Raw genomic sequence first — 21,652 nt, forward strand, 5'->3', positions numbered from 1 at the left:
CATCACTGCACAGGCAAAATAAAAGGTAACGGGCTGTTTTGCCAGTTACCTTGAAACATCGGATTATTCGACCGGGATATAGATTTCCGTCTTGAGATTTTGTGGCTTGGTTTTGCGTGGGTCGCGGTTCAGGTACAGCTCAAAGACCGGCACATCGCGCAACTTATAATTGCTCTCAGGCAACCATTGATGAAATATGCTGGTGTAGGTTTCACTGAGTTTTTCATGGGCGCCGCGATGCAGAAACTTTAAGTATCGCCCGCCTTCAATCACATGCTGACTGACGTCAGTGGTGCCGCCCAGGTCGGCGTTAATATCCAGGCAGGCGTCATAGCGAATCCGATCTGGCTGAGTCAGATTCGGGTCATCTCTGGGAATGCCAAATAGCCTGACCTGGCTATTCATCAGGCGGTTTGAATACGCGAATTTCATTATCTTGGCCCAGGCTTGTGGCGCCGCTTGGGCATAAGTGCCAAAGGCCCTGGCACAAATCACAGGCATGTCTGGCAGTTCAACAATATCAGGTTGCATATCAATACTCCTTGTGGGAATTGGTTGAATGGCATGGTTACCAATATGAACCACCAGCTTTCTGACCTGACTGGGTGTACAGCAAAACTGCTTTTTAAACGCCTTATGAAAAGACGCCTGATTGTCGTATCCACACTTAAAGGCAATCTCGGTCAGACTGTCACTGGAATGCAGCAGGTGCTTTACCGATCTTTCCAGTAACAGTCTTTTCTTGAAGGCATACACCCCCTCGCCGAAGGCCGCGCAGAACAGTCGATGAAAGTGAAACTTTGAATAACAGGCAATATCCGCCAGCCTGTCCACATCCAGATCCGCATCCAGGTTGTTTTCAATGTAGCGTATAACCCTGTTGATCCTGTCTGTATGAATGTCTCTGCTCACAATCCGTCCAAAGCTAATGGTTCATCACCATGCTATGGCGGATGCCCCAAAGATTCTTTTCCATTGCTGCTATTTTGCTAGGCTAAACCTGCGTTATGGCAGACGACTGACAATCAGTGCGGCGTTGACCCCACCGAAGCCAAAGCCGTCGCACAGCGCATGTTGAATATTGGCTTTACGCGCGGTGCGTGGCACAAAATCCAGGTCCTGCATCTCTTGGTCGGCGGCATGGAAATTCAGGGTCGGCGGCAACTCCCCATTTATGACGGCCAGAGCCGAGAAAATACTTTCCACACCACCTGCGGCACCGAGCAAATGGCCAGTGGCAGATTTAGTTGAGGAAATCGGCACGTTGGCCAGCGCCGCACCAAACACATTGCGTAAGGCGGCAATTTCCGCCCGATCGCCAACCGGAGTAGAGGTGGCGTGGGCATTAATATAGCCAATATCGCCGGTACTGAGATTCGCCATAGCCAAGGCCGTTTCGATAGCCATGGCAGCACCTGAGCCGTCGTCCGGCCCGGCGGTAATATGATGGGCATCGGCACTGGTACCGTAACCACTGAGCACGGCCAGTGGTGTGGCACCGCGCTGCAGGGCATGTTCCAGGGTTTCAATAACTAACAAGCCCGCACCTTCGCCCATCACAAAACCGTTGCGGTCCTTATCAAAGGGCCTGGATGCCTGTGTCGGCTGCTCGGTTTGCAATGACAGCGCCTTAAGGGCGTTGAAACTGGCCAGGGATAATGGGTCGATACAGGCTTCTGCCCCGCCCACCAGCGCTACTTTGGCTTCACCCGTTCGAATCAGGCGCATGCCATCGCCAATGGCTTGTACCCCGGCAGCGCAGGCGGTAACAGGGCAACCCAGCGGGCCTTTAAAGCCATAACGAATGGAGATATTGCCAGCCGCCAGGTTGGCCAGAAATGCCGGTACAGTAAACGGCGAAAGGCGTTTAAATCCCCTTTGCATCAGGGTGTTTTGCGCCTCGGTGATGGTGGTAAAACCGCCTATGCCCGAAGCCACTATGGTGGCAGTGGCTCTTTTGTCCTGCTCTGTTTGTGGCAACCAGGCTGCCTGTTGTAAAGCTTCCTGCGCCGCCGCCATGGCATACAGGGTAAAGCGATCGAGCTTCTTAAGATCTTTCTTATCCACCACACTAAGCGGATCAAAACCTGCTTCACTGTCTTCTTCAATACCTGGCACCACGCCGCCGATACGCACGGGCACATCGCCCAGCTCAATATGCGATAGGGTTCTGATACCGGATTGTCCGGCAATCAGCCTTTGCCAGTTAGCCTTGACCCCGTTAGCCAGAGGACTGATCATACCCATGCCGGTGATTACAATAGGTGAATGCATAAAAACTCCTGATAAGTTGCCAACGCAAGCACCCTAAACTCAGGCAATATATGATCAAGATAATAATCTGCCGTCGGCAGAGGAGATATCATGCCCTACAGCAAAGACCATAAGCATCAGTCACGTCGCAGCATTCTGCAGGCGGCCCGTGACTTGTTTTGCCTGCATGGTTTTGACCGGGTTTCGATTAATCAGATTATGCGCCGGGCGAAAATGACTCATGGTGCCTTTTATAATCACTTCAAATCCAAGGAAGAGCTGTATAGCGCGGCGTTTGTGGATAGCCTGAAGGCCAGCCGCACCGCCAGATTGGTCAAAGGGCCGCTGTCTATTCAAAATCTGGTGGCACTGGCCACCAGCTACTGGAATCTGCAGGAAACCAAATCCCTGGAATTGCCCGGCCCCGAAGCCATTTTGTTTAATGAAATAGGCAACAATAACAATGAGGTGCAGGCCTTATTCAGCCAGGCCTACAGCAGCCTGGTTAAAATGCTGGAAACCCGAATCAAGGCGCTAAGCAGACTGAATAAACAGCCGCAAACAAGTGATCAGGGCCTGATTGCCAACAGGGCCAGGGTAGTACTGGTCTCTCTGGTTGGCGCGGTAACCGTGGCGCGGGTGATTGCCGATGAGGATGAACGCCGACAGTTGTTACAGGCCGCGCAGGAACAAATTCTTGCCCTGCTGGGTGCCGATAAATTACCTGTGAGTTAAGCCCCAGTAACGCAATTCACCGACACAGAGCCAAGCATGCAGGTTTGCCGGTTCAGGTTAACGAAAGTTGATACGCACAAATTCCCACCGAGCTGGCCAGATTCAGCGAATCAATACTACCGCATCCGGCAATAGTAAAAGCATCAGCGCTAAAGGCCTGCAGCGCTTCTGATGGCACGCCGCGGGCCTCATTACCAAACAAATAGCAGTGGTAACCGGCAAAGCCCGGCGCACTGATGTTCTGCCCTTGCAAATCCAGATAGGCAAAGCGGCTGAAGCGTTGCGGCAGCTCGTCCAGCACAACATCCTGCTCAACAGGCAGATGGAATATCGCGCCCATACTGGCGCGCACCACTTTGGAATTAAACGGGTCGACACTGTTGGGACTTAGCAGTAAACGAAACTGTCCAAACCAGGCCAGGGTACGGATAATAGTGCCCAGATTGCCCGGGTCCTGCACTTCATGCAGATAAATACAACGTTCACCCTGTTGCGGCGCTGGCAGGCTGCCGGGCTCGGGTAACGGCACGCAGGCAATCATGCCCTGTGGTGTTTTGGTATCACTGAGCTGGGCCATCTGTTTTTCATTCAGTACCACCAGTTGAAAATCCGCAGGTAGCTGGCAGGCCCAATCCTGATGCGACTCGGTGATATACAGGGTCATCCGGCCTGCATCTGCACGATTTTTGATGGCTTTTTGCAGCTCCAGAATCAGGTGCTCGCCTTCTACCAGATAATGGCCGAATTCGGTGCGATACTTTTTCTGATGCAGCTTTTTAACGTCGTCCAGTTTCATAAAGATACCCAATACAAAAAGATACTTACCACAGAGACACGAAGAACACAGAGAGTGCCAATATGAGGATGTGCTTGTGCTTGATTGTTCCCCTCGACGCTCGGGCACTGTGGGAATACTGGGATGGTAGCAGAGATATTTCCCTTCACCGTCAGTTAAGTCTCAAGACTTTCTGATCTCTGTGTACTCCGTGCCTCTGTGGTTTGGCTTTCTGTGGTTTTTCCTTCTGCCGTCAACCCAGCCGAAGGATTTTGCAATTCAGGGGCGCAAGCTTACAATATGCGCCGTTTCAGCGACAGCAGCAGACTTATCTTATGGCCAAATCAAAAACCAGTAAAAAGTGGATGGACGAACACGTAAACGATCCCTACGTGAAAAAGGCCCAGATTGACGGCTATCGTTCCCGCGCCAGTTATAAGCTGCTTGAAATCAATGAAAAAGATAAGTTGTTTCGCCCCGGCAGTGTGGTAATGGACCTGGGCTCAGCGCCTGGTGGCTGGTCACAAATTGTCGCGCCTATTGTCGGTGATAGCGGGCGGGTGATTGCCTCGGATATTCTGCCGATGGACGGCATTGTCGGTGTTACCTTTATCCAGGGCGATTTTACCGACGAAGTCGTATACGAGCAGATTCTGCAAGCCCTGGGAGACTGCCAGGTTGATACGGTGATTTCCGATATGGCACCGAATATGAGCGGTGTGAATACTACCGACCAGTATGCCTCTATGTATCTGGTGGAACTGGCACTGGATATGGCCCGCAATGTTCTGAAGCCCGGCGGCAGCTTTTGTGCAAAGGTGTTCCAGGGCGTGGGTTATGAAGAGTACGTTAAGGATGTGCGCACTTCCTTTAATCAGGTGCTGGTGCGCAAACCGGCCGCGTCCCGCCCACGCTCCCGCGAAGTCTATCTGGTCGGCAAGGGCTTTAAGGGCTAGCGGCATTTTCTGTAAGAGAGATAAGATTTCACCACAGAGACACAGAGGGCACGGAGAGATCAAGGCGATCTCTCTATTTATTTTATTGATAACTGGACGTTAGATTTGTCTCTGCAGTAAATAATCGAAGGCTTCTCGCTGAGACGCTGAGACGCTGAGACGCTGAGGAACAATACCTTCAACCACTTCGTGTTCTCTGTGCCTCTGTGGTTAATTCTAAAATAATAATTAACGTTTCTTCATGCGGCGGCTTTGTTCCTGGCGTTTTTCGGTGCGCTTTTCCTTGCGGTCCTGTTTATCCGGCGTTAATGAGCCGTCTTTAAAGCGCTGCTTGCGTTTGGCCTTATCCTCCGCCTTCTTGGCCGCCGCCGCTTCCATCTCGACTTTTTCCTGCATCAGCATTTCCGGGGTTTCCAGGCTAATTCGGCCCAGCTTGCCGGATTGCAGTTCGTTCAGCAGCACTTCGCAGATTTTATGCAGATTAACCCGGCCACCGCTCATAATGGCGCCGCGCTTTCTAGCGGCCGCTTCGAGAAATTCCAGCTCGGTATCAGGCAATTCTTCCAGTTTAAAGCGCTCCTGCATTTGCGCCGGATAGGCATTGATCAAATAGTCGGCGGCGTAAAAGCCGACATCGTCATATTCCATGGCGGTATTCTTTACCGCCCCGGAGGCGGCCAGACGATAAATAGAATTGGGGTTCTCCAGCTTGGGCCAGAGCACGCCGGGGGTGTCATACAACACGATACCGCTGCCCAGATTAATGCGTTGCTGGTTCTTGGTCACCGCTGGTTCATTGCCGGTTTTAGCAATAATACGTTCGGCCAGAATATTGATCAGGGTAGATTTGCCCACATTGGGAATGCCGGTGATCATGGCATTAATGGCTTTTACCGAGGCATCTTTTTGCGCACAGATGCTGCGCACCAGTTGCATAATCTGTTTACTTTCTGCTGGTTTATCGCTGGAGGTGGTAATGGTTTTTACCCCGCGCTCACTTTCCAGATGGGCCTGCCAGCGGGCGGTAATATCCGGGTCGGCCAAATCGTATTTGTTCAGAATCTTAAGGCAAGGCTTGTCACCACGAATCTTGGCGATTTCAGGGTTCTCGCTGGAAAAGGGGATACGTGCATCCAATACCTCGATCAGAATATCTACCTGAGGCAAAGACTCTTTTATTTCTTTCAGGGCCTTATGCATATGCCCCGGAAACCACTGTAACGCCACGTCGACCACCTTCATCAAACCAATTGCCGGCATTCTACTTGATTTACCGACTTTATTTGGATTTCTGTTGTCAGTGCAGCTTAGCCCAATGCCGGTCTTCTGACGACCACCAGCCAGTCCAGTAAAATAATGCCCAGCAAAGCCAATGCAGAAAGTGGAAAGCACAGCGCTACCAGCAACATCAGAGCGGCTGCCGCGTTACTGTATGAGGGCTTGGCCTGAGGGGGCGCAGCCAGTGCTCGGCGTTTGGGACGCCGCTTCCACCACAATATCAGGCCGCTGATGGTCAGCAGCAAAATCAGGCAAACCAGCAACACATTCAGCAGCCAGTTCCATACTCCCAAATCACCCTGGTGAAATGGAATGGAAGCGGCCATGGCCTGTCCCATCAGGGGGTAATCAGCAAAGCGGATATCCGCCAGTACCTCGGCATTGGATTTATCCAGATGTACAATGCGTTCTTGCAAGGGGTTGTTGATATCCCCGGCCATGGTGGTGGCGGAAATAGTCCATACGCCGCTGTCATCCAACGGGAAATGCACCCTATAGCTACTCAAGCCCTGCCGGGCAGCAATAGCGGTAACCTGATCAAGATCCAGCGCTTCAAGGCGGCCCGCCGATGCAGGCATAAGGGTTTGCTCCATGGCCCAGGGCACCTGATGCATGCCTGCATGATTCATGCTCTGATGTTGTTCCGCACTTTTTGCACCCTTAAAACTAGTCCCTGGTAATGAGCCCCAGGGTTGCACCAGCATACCACCCCAGACATTGGTCCAGGCCAGCCCGGACAGCAGGAAAAACAGCAGCGGCAAGGTTACCAGCAACCCCACCACTTTATGGATCTGCCGCCACTGGCTGCGACTGGCCGGGCGCCAATGAATACTTAAAGATCGCCATCCGGTTCTGGGCCAGGCCAGATAAAGCCCGGACAACACCATCAGAATACCCAGCCCTGCTGCGGTCTCAATCAATGCATCACCCAGTTTGCCCAGAAATAAACTGCCATGCAGATCTTTCAGCCAGTTATACAAGCTGTGAGCAGGCTGCTGGCTGGCCAGAATCTCGCCGTTGTAGGGATGAATAAACACCTGTTCACCACCTGCGCCATGGCCAGCATGGCCGCCCTGATGATGAGCTGCCGTTTGCAGATAAAACTGCGCGGCACTACTGGCATTGTGCGGCGCAATATACAATTTAACGCTTGCATCAGGGTAGCGCTGGCGGACCTTTGCCAACAACTGAGAGGCTGGCAGTGGTTTGGCATTTTCCTCTACCTGTAAACTGGACTGTGCAAACAGCGACTCGGGTGGTTTGCTCAGCAGCATTAACAGTCCGCTTAACAGCAGTATCAGCATAAATGGCATCACCAGCAGCCCGGCATAATAGTGCCAACGCCAGACTGCCTGATAAAACCGGCCATTTTGTTTGTCGGTCGGCGGGGGCACCGACTTATTGATAACGGTGGTTGACACTTAAAAACCCATCCTGAAACCGGCATAAAAAGAACGGGGTTCACCGGCCTGTAAAATCGCCGCATCAGCACTGGCCTGATTTCTGACACTCACCAATGACACATAAGCGCGATCTGTCAGGTTGCGCAGCTCGGCAAAAATCTCCCAACTCTTGCCGCTGTAACCACCGCGCAATCCCAGCAGACTGTAGCCGTCAACCTCGTAGCTGTTGTTAAAATCGGCATAACGCGCATCCACTTTGTCAAAGGTGGGGCCAATAAACCAACCATTGTCGTGCCGGTAAATCACCTCACCTCTGAGTACATACCCCGGTGCGGCAGGCAACGTATTGTTGCCATAGTGGCTATCCTTGTCGAAGGAGAATTCATTCAGGGTCAGACTGAGTTTAGGTTCGAGCCGATGCGTGCCTTTGCCAAGTGCCAGGCTGGCTGCCAACATCGCTTCCAGTCCGGCATGAATGGTGTTATCCACATTGGTGGCCAAGCTGGTTCCTGGTGCATCCGGATCGTCCACCGACAATATCTCATCCTGCAATCTGGCGTAATACAGCGCCAACTCCCAATGCCACAGCCCACGTTGCCCCAGGTTATTACTGCCGCGGCTACCTATTTCAATGACTTGGCCCTGCATGGCCTTAAGGGCACTGTCATCGGGGCTGGCATCGTCTTCCAGTTCGTAATTTGTCGGCGGCTCGTATAAACGACTGAGATTAGTAAAGACTTCGATATTGTCATGCCATTGATAAATCAGACCAAGCCTGGGATTAACACTTTGATAGTCAGCATCCGGGTGATACAAAGCACCAGTGTCGACATTCAGATTGCGCACCTCGCGGCTGGCCAGCACGCCCTGCACGCCGTAAATCAGCTTCCAGTTTGGTGCAAATTGCCAGCGATCCACCACAAAGGCTTCCAGACTATCGGCATCATTATCCACCCTGGTCATCAGCTCGGTTCTGCGCCCCTTGTCATGGCGGTAATTTCCGCCTTTGACACTGGTCTGGCCGTAATTCAGCCCCATTAACACATCATGCGCATGCCATTGATGGTTGTAGCGCAGCGACAAGCCGCTATTGTGCTGGTCGGTGTCAATCAGCAGGCTGAAGAACGGGTTATACACTATGGGGTGATACAAGGCCTGCTGCTCATGGGACAATCCCACCGACAAGCTGCTGACGGGACTGATATCCCACTGCGTTTTACTGGCTACACGCCAGCTACGCACATTGTATTGATAATGCCCAAGCTGAGCACCTGCCTGGCCCTGATATGGGTCCTGATTAAACTCAGCACGGCTTAGTGCGCCAGGCAGTTCCTGATCGTTGTCGATATAGGTCAGATACAAGCGGGTGGCAAGATTATCACTGGCCTGCCAGCCGCCATTGGCATACAGGCTTTGCCTGTTTTGTTGCTGATGGCCGCGAAAACCATCCCACTTGCGACTTTCCAAAGTGACCACCCCATCCAGATTACCGCTCACCTTAGCCGCACTTAAGCGCCCTTGCCAAAGACCATGGCTGCCGCCGTTTATCACCAGTTGCAGTGGCTCTAAATCATGGGCCGTGGGGGAAATGAAATCAATTGCGCCGCCCAGCGTGCTGGCGCCATAAGTCAGCGCATTGGCACCGCGTGCTACCACCGCATAACGGGTACTTAGCGGGTCAACGCTGCGATTGTGATTATTGCCGTCGGCGGCGGTAATGGGCAGGCCGTCCTGCAACAATTTGATGCCATTGCCATCATAACTGGTGGCGTCCAGATTCGAGCCCCGGCTGGAAAAAAAACTGGAGTCGCCGGTGGAGCCGCTGGCCACCCACAGGCCGGGTACAAAGCGCAGCATATCGGCCAGATTCGCCACATTGCGCTGATAAAAGTCTTCGCTGTCAACAATGCTGACGCCACCTGGCGTTAAGGCTTGCTCCGACTCAATATCCAGCTTGCTCTGTGCGCCTTGTACCAATATGCGTTCGAGTGGCTGATTATGGTTATCAGGGTTGGCATCATCCGCATAGGCTTGAGGTACCAGGCATAAGGCCAGGCAACTTGCCAGAAAATTGCGTTGGCTGGTGAGCATTGTGTTTCCCTTGCTTGTCAGTGAGTTAGAAAACCTTACTGAAAAAAGCCATTAAGGGGGATGCGACAAAATGTCGCAGGTGGCCAATTTGGCCGGCTTTAAGGTGCGACAATATGCCGCATTGCCTGCAGCGCCGGAGTTTTTACAATAAGCCCTATCATCCTGTTGATAGAAAACGGATTTCCAGATGCGTCATGTATTGAGATTACTGCTGACCCTGCCTTTTGCACTGCTGTCTGTCAGCGCCTTTACCCACAGTTATGCCAACAGCAAACTCAGCATTGACCATCCCTGGGCACGCCCCACCCTGGCGGTCACCGGCACCGGTGCGGTATACCTGAATATCGACAATCCGCAAAGCCAGGATGAAAAGTTAATCGCTGCCACAGTCGCAGACACCCTGGCAACCAGTGTGCAAATTCACCAAACCCTGCACCAGAATGACATGACCATGATGCGGGAAGCCAAAGACGGCATTCTGATCGCGGCCAACAGTAATCTGCATTTAACGCCGGGCGGCACCCACATTATGCTGATTGGCCTGAAGACACCGTTGAAAGAAGGGGATACTTTTCCCCTGACCTTACATTTCGCCCGCAGCGGCCAACTGGAGGTTCAGGTGAAAGTGGAAGACAACCCCAGTGCCTCCGCCATGCAGCATCATCACCATCACTGACAGCCGTTAAAAAAGCGGTAAACTGGTGAAAAATTTCTTGCCACCGGGGCGGTTTCTGCTCGGATCGCCCTGGTGGACTTCTTTTTGAATTGGATATCACCGGATGCTGACGCAGTATTTGCAGACCAACCGCCACCTGTTGCAACTGATTAAACTCAGATATGGCTTTATCCTGCTGCAATTGCTGGCCATTCTGCTGTCACAACACTGGTTCGACATTGAACTACCCTATCACAGCTTAAAGGCGGTAGTGGCCGTTGAGCTAACCGTGAATATGCTGCTGTATTTTTGCTACCGGGGTAACCGCAATGCGCATCCCGCCGAGTATTTATTACAGGTGCTGCTCGATATTCTGTTTTTGACCCTGCTGTTGTATTTTGCCGGCGGCGCCACCAACCCTTTTGTGTCCCTGCTACTTTTACCTGTGGCCATTGCTGCCGTCACCTTGTCTCGTCGCTTGCTATTACTGGTCAGTCTGGCGGCCTTAACGGCTTATACCGCGCTGCTGCTGAGCATTAATCCCCATCAGTTGCACAATATGGATATGCAGCAGCACTTTATCGGCATGTGGGTGAACTTTGTATTATCCGCACTGGTAGTGGTATTGGTGGTAGCGTCGCTGGCCAGAGCCATGCAGCGTCAGGAGCGCTTTTTCAGCCAGCAGCGCGAGGAACAGTTGCGCCAGGAACAACTGGTGGCATTGGGTACCACGGCGGCGCAGTTTGCCCATCATATGGCTACGCCATTGTCTACGGCTACGCTGCTGACCGAAGAGCTTCAGGAAGACCTGGCAGATCATCCCCCTGTGCTGCAGCAATTGCAGCAACAGTTGCAACACTGCAGCCGTCATCTGCAGGATTTTCGCGCCATTGCCGAAGAGGTGAAGCTCAATCGCAAGCGCGATATTCCCGTTACCCTGCTGTTCAAGCAATTACAGGACGAAGTGCAGCTAAATTTTGCCGATATTCAGCCCCAGTACCAATTGGCAGAACAAAACAATCTGGCAGTTCGCGCCGATACCACCTTACTGCCCGCCTTGTTGAATCTGATTCAAAACGCGGTGCAGGCCAGCCGACGAAATCACCAGCAAAGCATTCAATTATGCAGCCAGGTAAACGGGCAGCAGTTGACCTTGCAAATCAGGGACTATGGTCGGGGCTTGCCGCCACAGAATCTACTGGCATTAGGAGCCAGCCTGGTGGAAAGTGAACAGGGCCTGGGCATGGGTGTATTGCTCAGCCACGCCACGCTGGAGCGCCTGGGCGCACAGTTGAAGCTTTACAATCATAAAGAGGGTGGTGCGGTGGCAGAGGTCAGTATTGGCCTGGTGGCAGTACAATGAATACCGTACTGCTGATTGAAGACGAACAAAGCTTTGCCGATGTGCTGCAGCGGCGTCTACACCGCCATGGCTATCAAAGCCTGCATGCTGCGACCCTGGCCCAGGGCCTGAGTCTGGCGCATGCTCACCTGCCCAGTCATGTGATCCTGGATATGAAGGTAGGTCAGGACAACAGTCTGAGTATTTTACCCAACCTGCGAAACCTATTACCCGAAGCGCGGATTATTCTGCTGACCGGCTATGCCAGTATTGCCACGGCGGTAGAAGCGATAAAAATTGGCGCCGATGACTATCTTGCCAAGCCAGTGGATACACAGGCTTTGATACAGGCCCTGGCTGGCCAGTGCACAGAATTGCAAGCCTTGCCCACCATGTCTACGTCACGCCTGGAATGGGAACATATTCAGCAGGTGTTGATGCAGAATCAGGGCAATATTTCTGCCACAGCCCGCCAGTTGGGTATGCATCGACGCACTCTGCAGCGCAAGTTGGCGAAAAAACCCAGAACAGAATAGGGGCCGATGATTCAGCCCCTGGGTATCAGCGTGATATGTCAGACACCACTCATAACGGTATGTTTATGATTGACGGTGCTGGTGTTTCTGACGTTTTTGGCGTTTTTCCATACGCTGTTGCAATGCACTGCGCTGATCTTCGCTCAGTAATTGATAAAAATCATGGCGCTGTACCAGCTTTTGCAGTTCCAGATTCAGAAATTGTGGCTGGTACTGGTTGTACAGGGCCTGCCAATTCTGCTCATTGAGTTTACCTTGCTCAATCAGGTCCAGCTCGGCATCGGCAAAACCCTGACGCAAAGTCTGGCTTTGTTGTCTGGCCGCGCTGGCAGCCACTTGCAAGGTTTCCAGCGCTTGCTGTTGCTCGTCAGTCAGTTCCAGCTTTTTCAGCCAGCGGCCACTGAATGGTTCCCCTCTGGGGCCGTCAAAGCGCTGTTCCTGGATGTCCTGCCACTGCTCACGCTGGTCGCTAGTTAACACCTGCCAGACTGCCTGGCGCATTTGTGCCTTGCCCCACATGGCCGCTTGGCGGTCTGCACTGCTTTGTTCCAGCAATGTCTGCGCTGCCTGAGCATCCCAGTTGTCGGCTTTTATCAGCGCCTGCATCTGCTCATATGTCGCCCGCCGGTCTTCGCGAAACACGCCCATGTCCTCACGGCCTTGTTTAAACAGGGTACGGATATCCTGACGTTGCTGCTCGCTAAGCTGTAACGCTTCAAACATCTTGAATAAATGGCCTCTGGGCGGTTCTTTTGCTTGCACGGCAGCGCCGAAGGTCAAGCCGACAACCAACGGCAGCAACAACTTGGTCAATGGTTTCATAACAATCTCCTTGGTTGATTCGCATATCGCGACGTTGAGATAAGTCTAACCAGTGCAATGCAAAGTAACGCAAAGCCAATGTAAAGCTTGTGTAAAGGCATGGCAGGCTGGCTTTGACAATTCTGTGCGCGCGGGTAGCATCCAACTCATAGTACTTGACGGTTAAGCGATATGAATAAATCCCTGCTGCTGATCGATGATGATACCGAGTTGACGGCGCTGCTGTGTGACTACCTGTCTCCCCAGGGCTATCAACTGACCCTGGCTCACGACGGCAGGCAGGGGCTGGCCATGGCCACCAGTGGCCAACACTTTGATGTGATTCTGCTGGATGTGATGTTGCCGCAACTGGATGGCTTTGAAGTACTGAAGAAACTGCGCCAGACGCATCTGACCCCGGTTTTAATGCTGACCGCCAAGGGCGATGATTTTGACCGTATTTTCGGTCTGGAGCTGGGTGCCGACGACTACCTGCCTAAGCCATTCAATCCCAGAGAACTATCGGCCCGTATTAAGGCCATCGTACGGCGGATGGAATTATTGCCCGCCACCAGCCAGCAGCAGGTGTTGCATATCGACCGGTTAAAGCTTGATCCGTCCACCCAAAAGGCCAGTCTTAACGATACCGAGTTGGAACTGACCGGTACCGAATTTGCCATGTTGCATTTACTGATGAGCAATCTGGGTAAGCTGGTGACTAAGCAGGATTTCAGCGAGAAGGTGCTGGGACGCAAGCTTAGTGCCTTTGACCGCAGCATCGATATGCATGTAAGTAATTTACGCCGCAAGCTAGCGATGGTGGTGGAAGAAGACCGGATCCGAACCATCCGTGGCGCAGGTTATATGCTGGTGGAAATTCCATGACAACATGGTGGCTGAAACTGAATCCGCTGAATAGCCTGTTTGGCCGCATCTTTCTTTGGTTCTGGCTATCTGCATTGATCATGATAGTGGCCACAGGCTGGACATCGCGGCAGCTTGCCGAACAAGCCAGATATTCACCGGCCAATGCCGAGCAGGTGGAAAAGCTGCAGCAAATCGGCCGCCGTATGCTGGACGCGGCGCAACGACGCGATGCCGACCAGCAAGATCTGAACCGCTTGCTGCGCGGTATGGGCATGCGTCACCGGATGGGCCTGCTGCTGCTCAATCCTGCAGACGACAGTTTTATCGCTGGCTTTCCCGGTGAAGACAGATTCGACATCCAGCCGTTTTTATCCCTGAAACAACAAACCGGCATGATCCAGATTGAAGGCATGTTCTGGCAGTTTACCGGCCCGCTACCTATCATGCTGGCCGACCAGCAGTATTTATTGTTTGCCGGCCGTCATCGTCCACCGGGTTTGTTCAGTCAGATCAAAGAGCATCCCTATCTGCTGGCAGCGCTGGTGCTGGGGCTGAGCGGCACCCTTTGTTTGCTGCTGGCCTGGTCGATTATCCGCCCAATTGGCCAGTTAAAGGCCGCTACTCAGGCCATGGCCGGTGGTAACTTGCAAAGTCGTGCCAGCAGAGTGGCTCATCGCCATGATGAAGTGGGCCAGCTAGGCCGCGAGTTTAATCATATGGCCGATAAGCTTGAAGCTCTGGTGGACAGCCAGAAACGCATACTGGCAGATATTTCCCATGAATTACGCTCCCCCCTGGCCAGACTGCAGGTGGCGATTGGCATCGCCCAGCAACGCGAGCAGCAGACCATTCCGGAATTGGCCCGAATCGAACAGGAAGCCAACCGCATCGATACCATGCTGGAACATGTGCTGACCCTGGCCAAACTGGATGCCGGCCAGCAGAAACTGGTTCTGGAAACCGTTACCCTTGATGAGTTGTTGCAGCCACTCTGTCAGGATATTCAATTTGAAGCCAACGCAGGTAAAGTTGAATTTACCTGTAGCTATCCGAACTCGGTCAAGCTGCAAGTCGACACCCGGCTTATCAGCAGCGCCCTGGAGAATGTACTACGTAACGCCTTGCGCTATGCCAGTAGCCGTGTGGCCTTAGATGCGGAGCAACAAGGTAAGCTGATTTGCATCCGTATTTGCGATGACGGTCCGGGATTGCCAGAACAAGAACTTAAGGCGGTGTTTAAACCTTTTTATCGGGTTTCCAGCGCCAGAACCCGGCAAAGCGGCGGTACCGGCCTGGGATTAGCCATTGCCGCTGGCGCCCTGGCTTCCCATGGTGGCAGAATATGGGCAGAAAACCTGCCCAGTGGTGGTCTGCAGGTTAACCTGGAGCTGCATACCCTTGCATCATAAAGTCCTGACAATCTGCTACGGCTTTCTGCTATCTTTAGGCTTTTGCTCATCCTTGCCGGCCATGGATTACTATTTTTCCGAAGAAAGTCAGTTGGAATCCAGCTACCCCATGCAAATTCAAGGGTTCTGGCATAATCAGGTCACAACAGGTGAATTCCAGGGCGTCGACAATGTGCCCATTAGCTACGCCTACAGCCTGCACCCGGAAGCAGTCGGCAGCATTGTAATAAGCAGTGGCCGCATTGAGGGGTTTCTTAAATACAAGGAAGTGGTCTTCGATCTGTATCAGAACCACTATTCTGTATTCATTCTTGATCATCGCGGCCAGGGCTTGTCCGGACGCATGAGTGATAATCCACACCATGGCTATGTACAGGACTATGTGGATTATGTGCAGGATATAAAAACCTTTTATGACCAGGTAGTTACGCCGAACACCCAGCATAAACCTGTGTTATTGGGCCACTCCATGGGCGGTGCAATTGGTGCGCTGTACCTGCACCAACATCCTCAGGACTTTGCCAAAGCGGCTTTTACCTCACCGATGTTTGGTATAAAAACGCCACTGCCAATGTGGCTGGCCAAAGCGCTGATAAGTAGCGGTCAGACCCTGAACCAATGGTTTGCCTCCAGACCCTGGTATTTTGTTGGTCAAGGCGATTATCTGGCCGTGCCTTTTGCCCTGAATGTACTGACTCACAGCAAAGCGCGTTATCAGATTTTCAGACAGGAATATGAACAAGAACCCAGATTACAATTAGGTGGCGTGACCTTTAACTGGCTGGCTGCATCCATACAGGCCATGCACAGAATTGCGGAGCTGGCCCCGCAAATTCAGACGCCAGTACTGGTACTACAGGCTGGCGCGGATATGGTGGTGGAAAACAGCGCGCAGGATCATGTGTGCGCCATGATGCCCAACTGTCGGCTAGTGCAAATAGACAAAGCCAAGCATGAACTGCTGATGGAAGCCGACCAGTATCGACAGCCTGCTATGCAGCAGATCCTGGACTTTCTGCAGTAACAGACACCGGATCCTGGTGTATCAACACCTCGGCTTCCGGTATGGCGTCTTTCACTTTGTTTTCCACCCAAACGGTAATATCGTGGGCCTCCAGCAGGCGCAGGTTGTCGTCCAGTTCAAGGTGAAACTGAATAAAAATAGTGCGACCGGCCTGGCGGGTGCGGATATCATGCACCCCATGCACCTTTGGATGAGCAGTGGCCAGCGCCATAATCTGCTCACTAAAGCTTTCTGGCAGCTCTTTATCCATCAGGGCGTTGGCAGACTCCTGCACTATGCCTTTTGCTCCCCACATCAGATACAAGGCAATACCGATGGCAAACCAGGCATCCATGGACAAATAGCCCTGAGTGCTTAGCCACAAGGCCAGCAATACCGCCAGGTTCATCAGCAAATCCGACTGGTAATGTAATGAATCGGCCCGAATTGCCACAGACCTGGTGCGACGAATGGCCATACGCTGCACCCCCACCAGGGCCAATGTCATGACCACGGTAAACAGGGTGGCATACACGGCCAGCATGGGTTGCTGTAATGGTATGGGATTTTTTAAGCGGTCGACGCTGTGTAATACCAGTAGCAGGGCTGAGCCGAAGATAAAGGCGGCCTGGGCTAATCCCGCCAGGGACTCGGCCTTACCGTGACCAAAGCGATGATCATCATCTGCCGGCATCAGCGCATAACGGATCACAAAGAAATTGATCACTGACGCGGCCACATCAAAGAAAGAATCGGTCAGGGATGCCAGCATGGCGGCTGAATCGGTTCTGTACCAGGCCCAGATTTTTACCAGGATCATGCAAAAGGCGGCAAAAAGGGCAAAAGAGCTGGCCAGGCGTACCCAATAACTATAACTGTCCGTATTGGCTTTTTTGCTGAATATCACCCTTCACCTGCCTTCATTCCTGCTGTGCTGAGCAGTATACCCCGACGTGCCAGCGATGCACAGGTCGGGCACAGGCGCACAGAAAATGCTATTCTTGGCCACCTTTTGACTGCAGCTCGTGCCTATGCTGGATATTCTGCTTTACGAACCTGAAATCCCCCCCAATACCGGCAACATTATCCGCTTGTGTGCCAATACCGGTTTTCGCTTGCACCTTATCGGCCCACTGGGTTTTGCCTGGGACGATAAACGCCTGCGACGGGCTGGCCTGGATTATCATGAATTTGCTGCGGTTGGGCGCTATGACAGTCTGGAAGACTGTCTGGCGACGGTAAAGCCCGCCAGATTGTTCGCCTGCACAACCAAAGGCAAAGCTAACTATACAGAAGCAGGATTTCGCCCGGGCGATGCCCTGCTGTTTGGGCCGGAAAGCCGTGGGCTGCCTATGTCCGTGATTGAATCACTGCCCGAGGCGCAGCGATTGCGAATACCTATGCGTGCCCAAAGCCGCAGTATGAACCTGTCCAACGCGGTGGCTGTAATGGTGTTTGAAGCCTGGCGGCAATTGGGCTTTGAAGGGGCGGTTTAGTCGGACTCAAGTCCGACCCACGGCGTTTAGACTGGGTTTGCTGTCGAAATCAACTCTGACTCTTTGTGTTTATCTGGACTTTGCTGTCGGAATCAATTTCGACCCACTGTGGGTTGGGCTTAAGCCCAACAACAATAGCTTCAAAATCCGCGGTTGCTATACAGTTGGCAGTTCAAGTCGCCCCTGCTCTGCCGACTGATTACTGACCACTTAATTCCGCTCTAGCGGATTAGCCAGGAACGCAACCAGCACAAACCACCTGCCACGCCGACAGCAGCGGCATAAGCGTGGCTGATGGGATACAAGGGCAATAACACCGCCACCACCACCAAAGTTGCCCCCAGGGTCTGATAACGACGGCTGCGGTGCTGCAGATGCTGTTGCTGTTGTAACGCCTCCAGCCATTGTTGTTGTTGCTGCGGTAATTGTTTCACCTGCTTAAGGGCATCGAACAACAAATCCGGTACTTCGGGCATTTTTTCCGACCAGTAAGGCAGGTTGGCCTTCACTTTGCCAAGCATGGCTTTCAAGCCAATCTGCTCTTTCATCCAGTTCTCCAGAAAGGGCTTGGCGGTTTTCCACAAATCCAGTTGCGGATATAGCTGGCGGCCCAGGCCTTCGATATACAGCAAGGTTTTTTGTAACAGCACCAACTGCGGTTGTACCTGCATGTTAAAGCGCCGCGCGGTATTAAACAGCTGCAACAACACGATACCGAAACTTATCTCCGCCAATGGCTTCTGGAAGATAGGCTCGCATACGGTGCGAACCGCCACTTCAAACTCATCAATATTGGTGTCAGCCGGTACCCAGCCTGAATCCACATGCAACTCGGCCACTTTGCGGTAGTCGCGATTGAAGAAGGCCACAAAATTCTCGGCCAGGTAGCGTTTATCTTCGCGGTTCAGGGTACCGACTATGCCAAAGTCGATACCGATATATTTGGGATCATGGGGATTTTCGGTACTGACAAAAATATTGCCCGGGTGCATGTCGGCATGGAAAAAACTGTCCCGGAACACCTGGGTAAAAAACACCTCAACCCCCCGTTCCGCCAATTTTTGCATATTGGTGCCCTGGGCCATCAGTGCATCTACATCAGCCACTGGTATGCCCTGAATACGCTCCATCACCATCACATTTTTACGACAGTAGTCACTATAAATATGTGGAATGTATAAAGAGTCAGAATCTTCGAAGTTACGCCTTAATTGAATCCCGTTGGATGCCTCCAGCAGCAGGTCAAGTTCATCCAGAATAGTGCGTTCATATTCCCTGACCACTTCCACCGGGCGCAGCCGCTTGCCGTCGGGCAGCCACTTTTGCACCGCCAGGGCCAGGGTGTGCATCAGTTCGATATCGGCCTGAATGGTATCTTCAATATCCGGGCGGATCACCTTGACCACTACCCTTTCACCATGGGGTTTGAGCAGGGCGGTATGCACCTGAGCAATAGACGCCGAGGCCAGCGGCTTGGCATCAAATTGGTCGAACAATTCATCCAGGCTGTTCAGCCCCAAAGCCTTGCGGATGGTATGCTGGGCCTGTTCGCTATCGAAGGGCGGCACCTTATCTTGTAACAAGGTCAACTCGTCGGCGATATCCGGCGGCAGTAAATCGCGGCGGGTCGACAGCATCTGACCAAACTTAATAAACACCGGCCCTAAGGATTGCAAGGCCAGACGAATACGTTCGCCACAGTTTCTATCCGGGTACTTATTGCTCAACCAGAAGGCGCTGCTTCTGGCCACACGGGCGTACCAAGGCAGCCACTTAGCCGGAATCAGTTCATCCAGGCCGTGTTGCAATAAAGTTTTCTGAATAGTGTAAAGACGGGTCAAACGCACTATCGGCTGGCCTTTAATTGTTCCAACTGACTGAGCCTGGCTTCGAGTCGGGCGGTATCGGCACGCAGTTTGTTAACATCACGACTGAAATCTTCAACCGCCAACGGGTGCGCAGCCAGTTGTTTCTCATGCAATGCACCGTCTTTAATGATTTGCCCTAATTGCTGCAAATGACCTTTGGCTCGTTGATGCAGACTTTTGGCCAGTCGTACCGATTGATGCGCAAAGACGTCACCGGTATAACGTGATAACTGCTCTTCCCAGTCAATATCCAGTTCTTTGAGCAGGGCGGCGAAGCTTTGTGCCGTATGCATATCACCATTGAGGCTGAGTTTTTTATCCTGAATCAAGGCACTGATGTTGGCCGGGTCCTGCATTTCCTGCAGATGGGTTAATGACAGCTCCATGGCACAATCCACCGGCTGCTCGTCGTCCATCAGCAAGTCAATTTGCGAAGAAAACACAAAGGTCAGTGGCCAGGGCAGTTCTTTGAGTTTTACGCGCATACGCTTACCACACAGCGGTGCTAAACGCTGCTGACTGGCGTTATCCAGTGACAGCACCTTGTTCAGGGCCAGCTCCAGGGCACCGGCCAGTAATTGCGGCACTGGCATCAGAATTTAAATCCGCGGTGCAGGGCAACAATGCCACCGGTCAGGTTATGGTATGTCACCTGCTCAAAGCCCACTGTCTCCATCATGCCTTTCAGGGTGTCCTGATCCGGGTGCATGCGGATAGACTCTGCCAGATACTGATAACTTTCGGCATCACCCACCACCAGTTGCCCCACTTTTGGTAACACGTGGAAGGAGTACAGATCATAGGCTTTACTGAGTGCTTCAATCTCTGGCTTGGAAAATTCCAGCACCAGCAAACGCCCGCCCGGCTTTAATACGCGGAACATAGACGCCAGGGCTTTATCTTTGTCGGTCACATTGCGCAGGCCAAAAGCAATGGTAATCAGGTCAAAATGATTGTCGGGAAAGGGCAGGCATTCTGCATTGGCCTGCACATACTCTACATTGCCAACAATGCCTTTATCCCGCAGCTTGTCGCGGCCCACTTTAAGCATAGAATCGTTGATATCGGCCAACACCACCTGGCCTTTTTCCCCCACCAGACGGGAAAACTTCGCCGCCAGGTCGCCGGTACCACCGGCCAAATCCAGCACCCTGTGACCAGCGCGAACGCCACTGCAATCAATGGTGAAGCGCTTCCAGATACGGTGAATACCCATGGACAGCAGATCATTCATCAGATCGTATTTGGCCGCCACCGAATGGAACACGCCCGCCACCATAGAGGCCTTACTGTCCTTGTCTACCGTCTTATAACCGAAGTGGGTTTGATTGGATTCGGGTTGCTGATTCATGCGCTGTCCTGTGGGCTGGGCAAATTGCCGCGCCAGTGTACTCGAATGGGCCAAGAATACCAGAATCCCCCGCCCCAGGCATGGCATTTAGCGACGTTATTGCTGGGTAATGTTGTCGCCAACGCTAAAGGCAATAATGCGGCTGAGTTCCTGCAATGAACGACCACTTTGTGCCGCCAGTTGGTTGAAATACTGTTGGATGGCTTGCAAGTTACGCTTGCTGGTGAGACCGCCTTCAATAAGGTTATAGGCACGCAGATAGCTTTCCACGTCCTGGCTCAGCAGGAAGGTGTCTTTCCCCACAAAGCGCAGGGCATAAGGGCCGGTATTGCCACCCAAACGGGCACCATGCTTTTTTAGGTATTCCCATAAACCGATAATGTTATTGCCCGGCCAGTCGGCAATAAAATGACCGAAGCTGCCGTGTTGCTTGCGCACGGTATCTATCATCAGGGCATTATCCCGGATGGTTTTCACTTTATTGAAGTTACGAATAATGTCGGGGTTGGCAGCTTTGCGTTCCAACATTTCATCTGGCATCAGCAGCACTTTGTCGATATCAAAACCAAAGAAGCATTCCTCAAAGGCTGGCCACTTCTGTTCCACCACCCGCCAGACAAAACCGGACTGAAAGATCTTTTTGCTGAACTCGGCTAAGAAGCGATCATCGCCAATTGCCTTAAGTTCGTCAGCAGACTTAGGTTTACCCAGCATAGCCTCAAGGGCTTGCTCACCGCCTTTGCGCTCGCAAGCACGCTGATAAAGCGCCTCGAAAGTTTCATATTCCATCAGGACTGCCTGTTGTGTTAGTTGATTGCCGCATTCTGGCTAAG

21 protein-coding genes are annotated in these 21,652 nt (G+C 52.5%); 9 read left to right on the plus strand and 12 right to left on the minus strand.

Going from position 1 to position 21,652, the window contains the following annotated elements:
- Positions 1-63 precede the first annotated feature (63 nt).
- Positions 64-912 (minus strand): AraC family transcriptional regulator, encoded by an 849-nt coding sequence (locus ABD028_RS11270; protein WP_343844942.1) that lies wholly within the window; start codon positions 910-912, stop codon positions 64-66.
- Between the two features lie 93 nt (positions 913-1,005).
- Positions 1,006-2,274, minus strand: a complete 1,269-nt coding sequence (fabF, locus tag ABD028_RS11275; RefSeq protein ID WP_343844943.1) for a beta-ketoacyl-ACP synthase II — start codon at positions 2,272-2,274, stop codon at positions 1,006-1,008.
- Positions 2,275-2,364: 90 nt separating this feature from the next.
- On the opposite strand from fabF, the gene ABD028_RS11280 reads away from it, so the two are divergent.
- Entirely contained in the window at positions 2,365-2,988 is a 624-nt protein-coding gene (locus ABD028_RS11280; RefSeq protein WP_102794612.1) for a TetR/AcrR family transcriptional regulator, read from the plus strand.
- 52 nt (positions 2,989-3,040) lie between these two features.
- Here ABD028_RS11280 and ABD028_RS11285 read toward each other — a convergent pair whose 3' ends face one another.
- On the minus strand, positions 3,041-3,784 hold the full coding sequence (locus ABD028_RS11285; protein ID WP_343844945.1) for a TrmH family RNA methyltransferase: 744 nt from the start codon (positions 3,782-3,784) through the stop codon (positions 3,041-3,043).
- Between the two features lie 314 nt (positions 3,785-4,098).
- Here ABD028_RS11285 and rlmE point away from each other — a divergent pair, with 314 nt between their 5' ends.
- Positions 4,099-4,719 (plus strand): 23S rRNA (uridine(2552)-2'-O)-methyltransferase RlmE, encoded by a 621-nt coding sequence (rlmE, locus tag ABD028_RS11290; RefSeq protein WP_343844946.1) that lies wholly within the window; start codon positions 4,099-4,101, stop codon positions 4,717-4,719.
- 228 nt (positions 4,720-4,947) lie between these two features.
- Here the strand turns inward: rlmE and ylqF are convergent, their stop codons facing one another.
- From ylqF to ABD028_RS11305, 3 genes are all read right to left on the minus strand, one after another.
- Entirely contained in the window at positions 4,948-5,946 is a 999-nt protein-coding gene (ylqF, locus tag ABD028_RS11295; RefSeq protein ID WP_343845198.1) for a ribosome biogenesis GTPase YlqF, read from the minus strand.
- A gap of 80 nt (positions 5,947-6,026) precedes the next feature.
- The gene (locus ABD028_RS11300; RefSeq protein WP_343844947.1) at positions 6,027-7,418 is read right to left on the minus strand and encodes a PepSY-associated TM helix domain-containing protein; all 1,392 of its coding nucleotides are present in this window, start codon (positions 7,416-7,418) and stop codon (positions 6,027-6,029) included.
- Positions 7,419-9,491: a TonB-dependent receptor family protein gene (locus ABD028_RS11305; RefSeq protein ID WP_343844948.1), complete on the minus strand. Its 2,073-nt coding sequence runs from the start codon at positions 9,489-9,491 to the stop codon at positions 7,419-7,421.
- A gap of 187 nt (positions 9,492-9,678) precedes the next feature.
- Between ABD028_RS11305 and ABD028_RS11310 the strand changes: the two genes are divergently transcribed.
- The 3 genes from ABD028_RS11310 (at position 9,679) to ABD028_RS11320 (ending at position 12,024) form a co-directional block, all read left to right on the plus strand.
- Positions 9,679-10,167, plus strand: a complete 489-nt coding sequence (locus ABD028_RS11310) for a copper chaperone PCu(A)C (RefSeq protein WP_343844950.1) — start codon at positions 9,679-9,681, stop codon at positions 10,165-10,167.
- A gap of 103 nt (positions 10,168-10,270) precedes the next feature.
- On the plus strand, positions 10,271-11,509 hold the full coding sequence (locus tag ABD028_RS11315; RefSeq protein WP_343844951.1) for a sensor histidine kinase: 1,239 nt from the start codon (positions 10,271-10,273) through the stop codon (positions 11,507-11,509).
- Positions 11,506-12,024, plus strand: coding sequence for a response regulator transcription factor (locus tag ABD028_RS11320; protein WP_343844952.1), 519 nt, complete (start codon positions 11,506-11,508; stop codon positions 12,022-12,024). The genes ABD028_RS11315 and ABD028_RS11320 overlap by 4 nt, the downstream gene beginning before the upstream one ends.
- A gap of 63 nt (positions 12,025-12,087) precedes the next feature.
- On the opposite strand, the gene ABD028_RS11325 is transcribed toward ABD028_RS11320, so the two are convergent.
- Complete coding sequence (locus tag ABD028_RS11325) at positions 12,088-12,846, minus strand: Spy/CpxP family protein refolding chaperone (protein WP_343844953.1); 759 nt, start codon at positions 12,844-12,846, stop codon at positions 12,088-12,090.
- Positions 12,847-13,017: 171 nt separating this feature from the next.
- Between ABD028_RS11325 and ABD028_RS11330 the strand changes: the two genes are divergently transcribed.
- Genes ABD028_RS11330 through ABD028_RS11340 form a run of 3 tightly spaced genes read left to right on the plus strand, consistent with a single transcriptional unit; the run spans position 13,018 to position 16,125 of the window.
- A complete protein-coding gene (locus ABD028_RS11330) occupies positions 13,018-13,710 on the plus strand; it encodes a response regulator (protein ID WP_343844954.1) in 693 nt (230 codons plus the stop codon).
- The gene (locus ABD028_RS11335; protein ID WP_343844955.1) at positions 13,707-15,101 is read left to right on the plus strand and encodes an ATP-binding protein; all 1,395 of its coding nucleotides are present in this window, start codon (positions 13,707-13,709) and stop codon (positions 15,099-15,101) included. Before ABD028_RS11330 ends, ABD028_RS11335 begins: the two co-directional genes overlap by 4 nt.
- Complete coding sequence (locus ABD028_RS11340; RefSeq protein ID WP_343844956.1) at positions 15,091-16,125, plus strand: alpha/beta fold hydrolase; 1,035 nt, start codon at positions 15,091-15,093, stop codon at positions 16,123-16,125. Before ABD028_RS11335 ends, ABD028_RS11340 begins: the two co-directional genes overlap by 11 nt.
- On the opposite strand, the gene ABD028_RS11345 is transcribed toward ABD028_RS11340, so the two are convergent.
- Positions 16,094-17,011, minus strand: coding sequence for a cation diffusion facilitator family transporter (locus ABD028_RS11345; protein ID WP_343844958.1), 918 nt, complete (start codon positions 17,009-17,011; stop codon positions 16,094-16,096). The genes ABD028_RS11340 and ABD028_RS11345 overlap by 32 nt on opposite strands.
- 124 nt (positions 17,012-17,135) lie before the next feature.
- Here ABD028_RS11345 and trmL point away from each other — a divergent pair, with 124 nt between their 5' ends.
- The gene (gene trmL / locus ABD028_RS11350) at positions 17,136-17,600 is read left to right on the plus strand and encodes a tRNA (uridine(34)/cytosine(34)/5-carboxymethylaminomethyluridine(34)-2'-O)-methyltransferase TrmL (RefSeq protein WP_343844960.1); all 465 of its coding nucleotides are present in this window, start codon (positions 17,136-17,138) and stop codon (positions 17,598-17,600) included.
- A 221-nt stretch (positions 17,601-17,821) separates the two neighbouring features.
- Here the strand turns inward: trmL and ubiB are convergent, their stop codons facing one another.
- From ubiB to ABD028_RS11370, 4 genes are all read right to left on the minus strand, one after another.
- Positions 17,822-19,447, minus strand: a complete 1,626-nt coding sequence (gene ubiB / locus ABD028_RS11355) for a ubiquinone biosynthesis regulatory protein kinase UbiB (protein ID WP_343844961.1) — start codon at positions 19,445-19,447, stop codon at positions 17,822-17,824.
- Positions 19,447-20,061 carry a ubiquinone biosynthesis accessory factor UbiJ gene (locus ABD028_RS11360; RefSeq protein ID WP_343844963.1) on the minus strand — a complete coding sequence of 205 codons (615 nt, stop codon included), beginning with the start codon at positions 20,059-20,061 and terminating at the stop codon, positions 19,447-19,449. The genes ubiB and ABD028_RS11360 overlap by 1 nt, the downstream gene beginning before the upstream one ends.
- Positions 20,061-20,819, minus strand: coding sequence for a bifunctional demethylmenaquinone methyltransferase/2-methoxy-6-polyprenyl-1,4-benzoquinol methylase UbiE (gene ubiE, locus ABD028_RS11365; RefSeq protein ID WP_102794864.1), 759 nt, complete (start codon positions 20,817-20,819; stop codon positions 20,061-20,063). The genes ABD028_RS11360 and ubiE overlap by 1 nt, the downstream gene beginning before the upstream one ends.
- Positions 20,820-20,915: 96 nt before the next feature.
- Positions 20,916-21,608 (minus strand): DNA-3-methyladenine glycosylase I, encoded by a 693-nt coding sequence (locus ABD028_RS11370; RefSeq protein WP_343844965.1) that lies wholly within the window; start codon positions 21,606-21,608, stop codon positions 20,916-20,918.
- Positions 21,609-21,652: the final 44 nt, after the last annotated feature.

This window comes from Bowmanella denitrificans, from assembly GCF_039522935.1.
GTDB lineage: Bacteria > Pseudomonadota > Gammaproteobacteria > Enterobacterales > Alteromonadaceae > Bowmanella > Bowmanella denitrificans.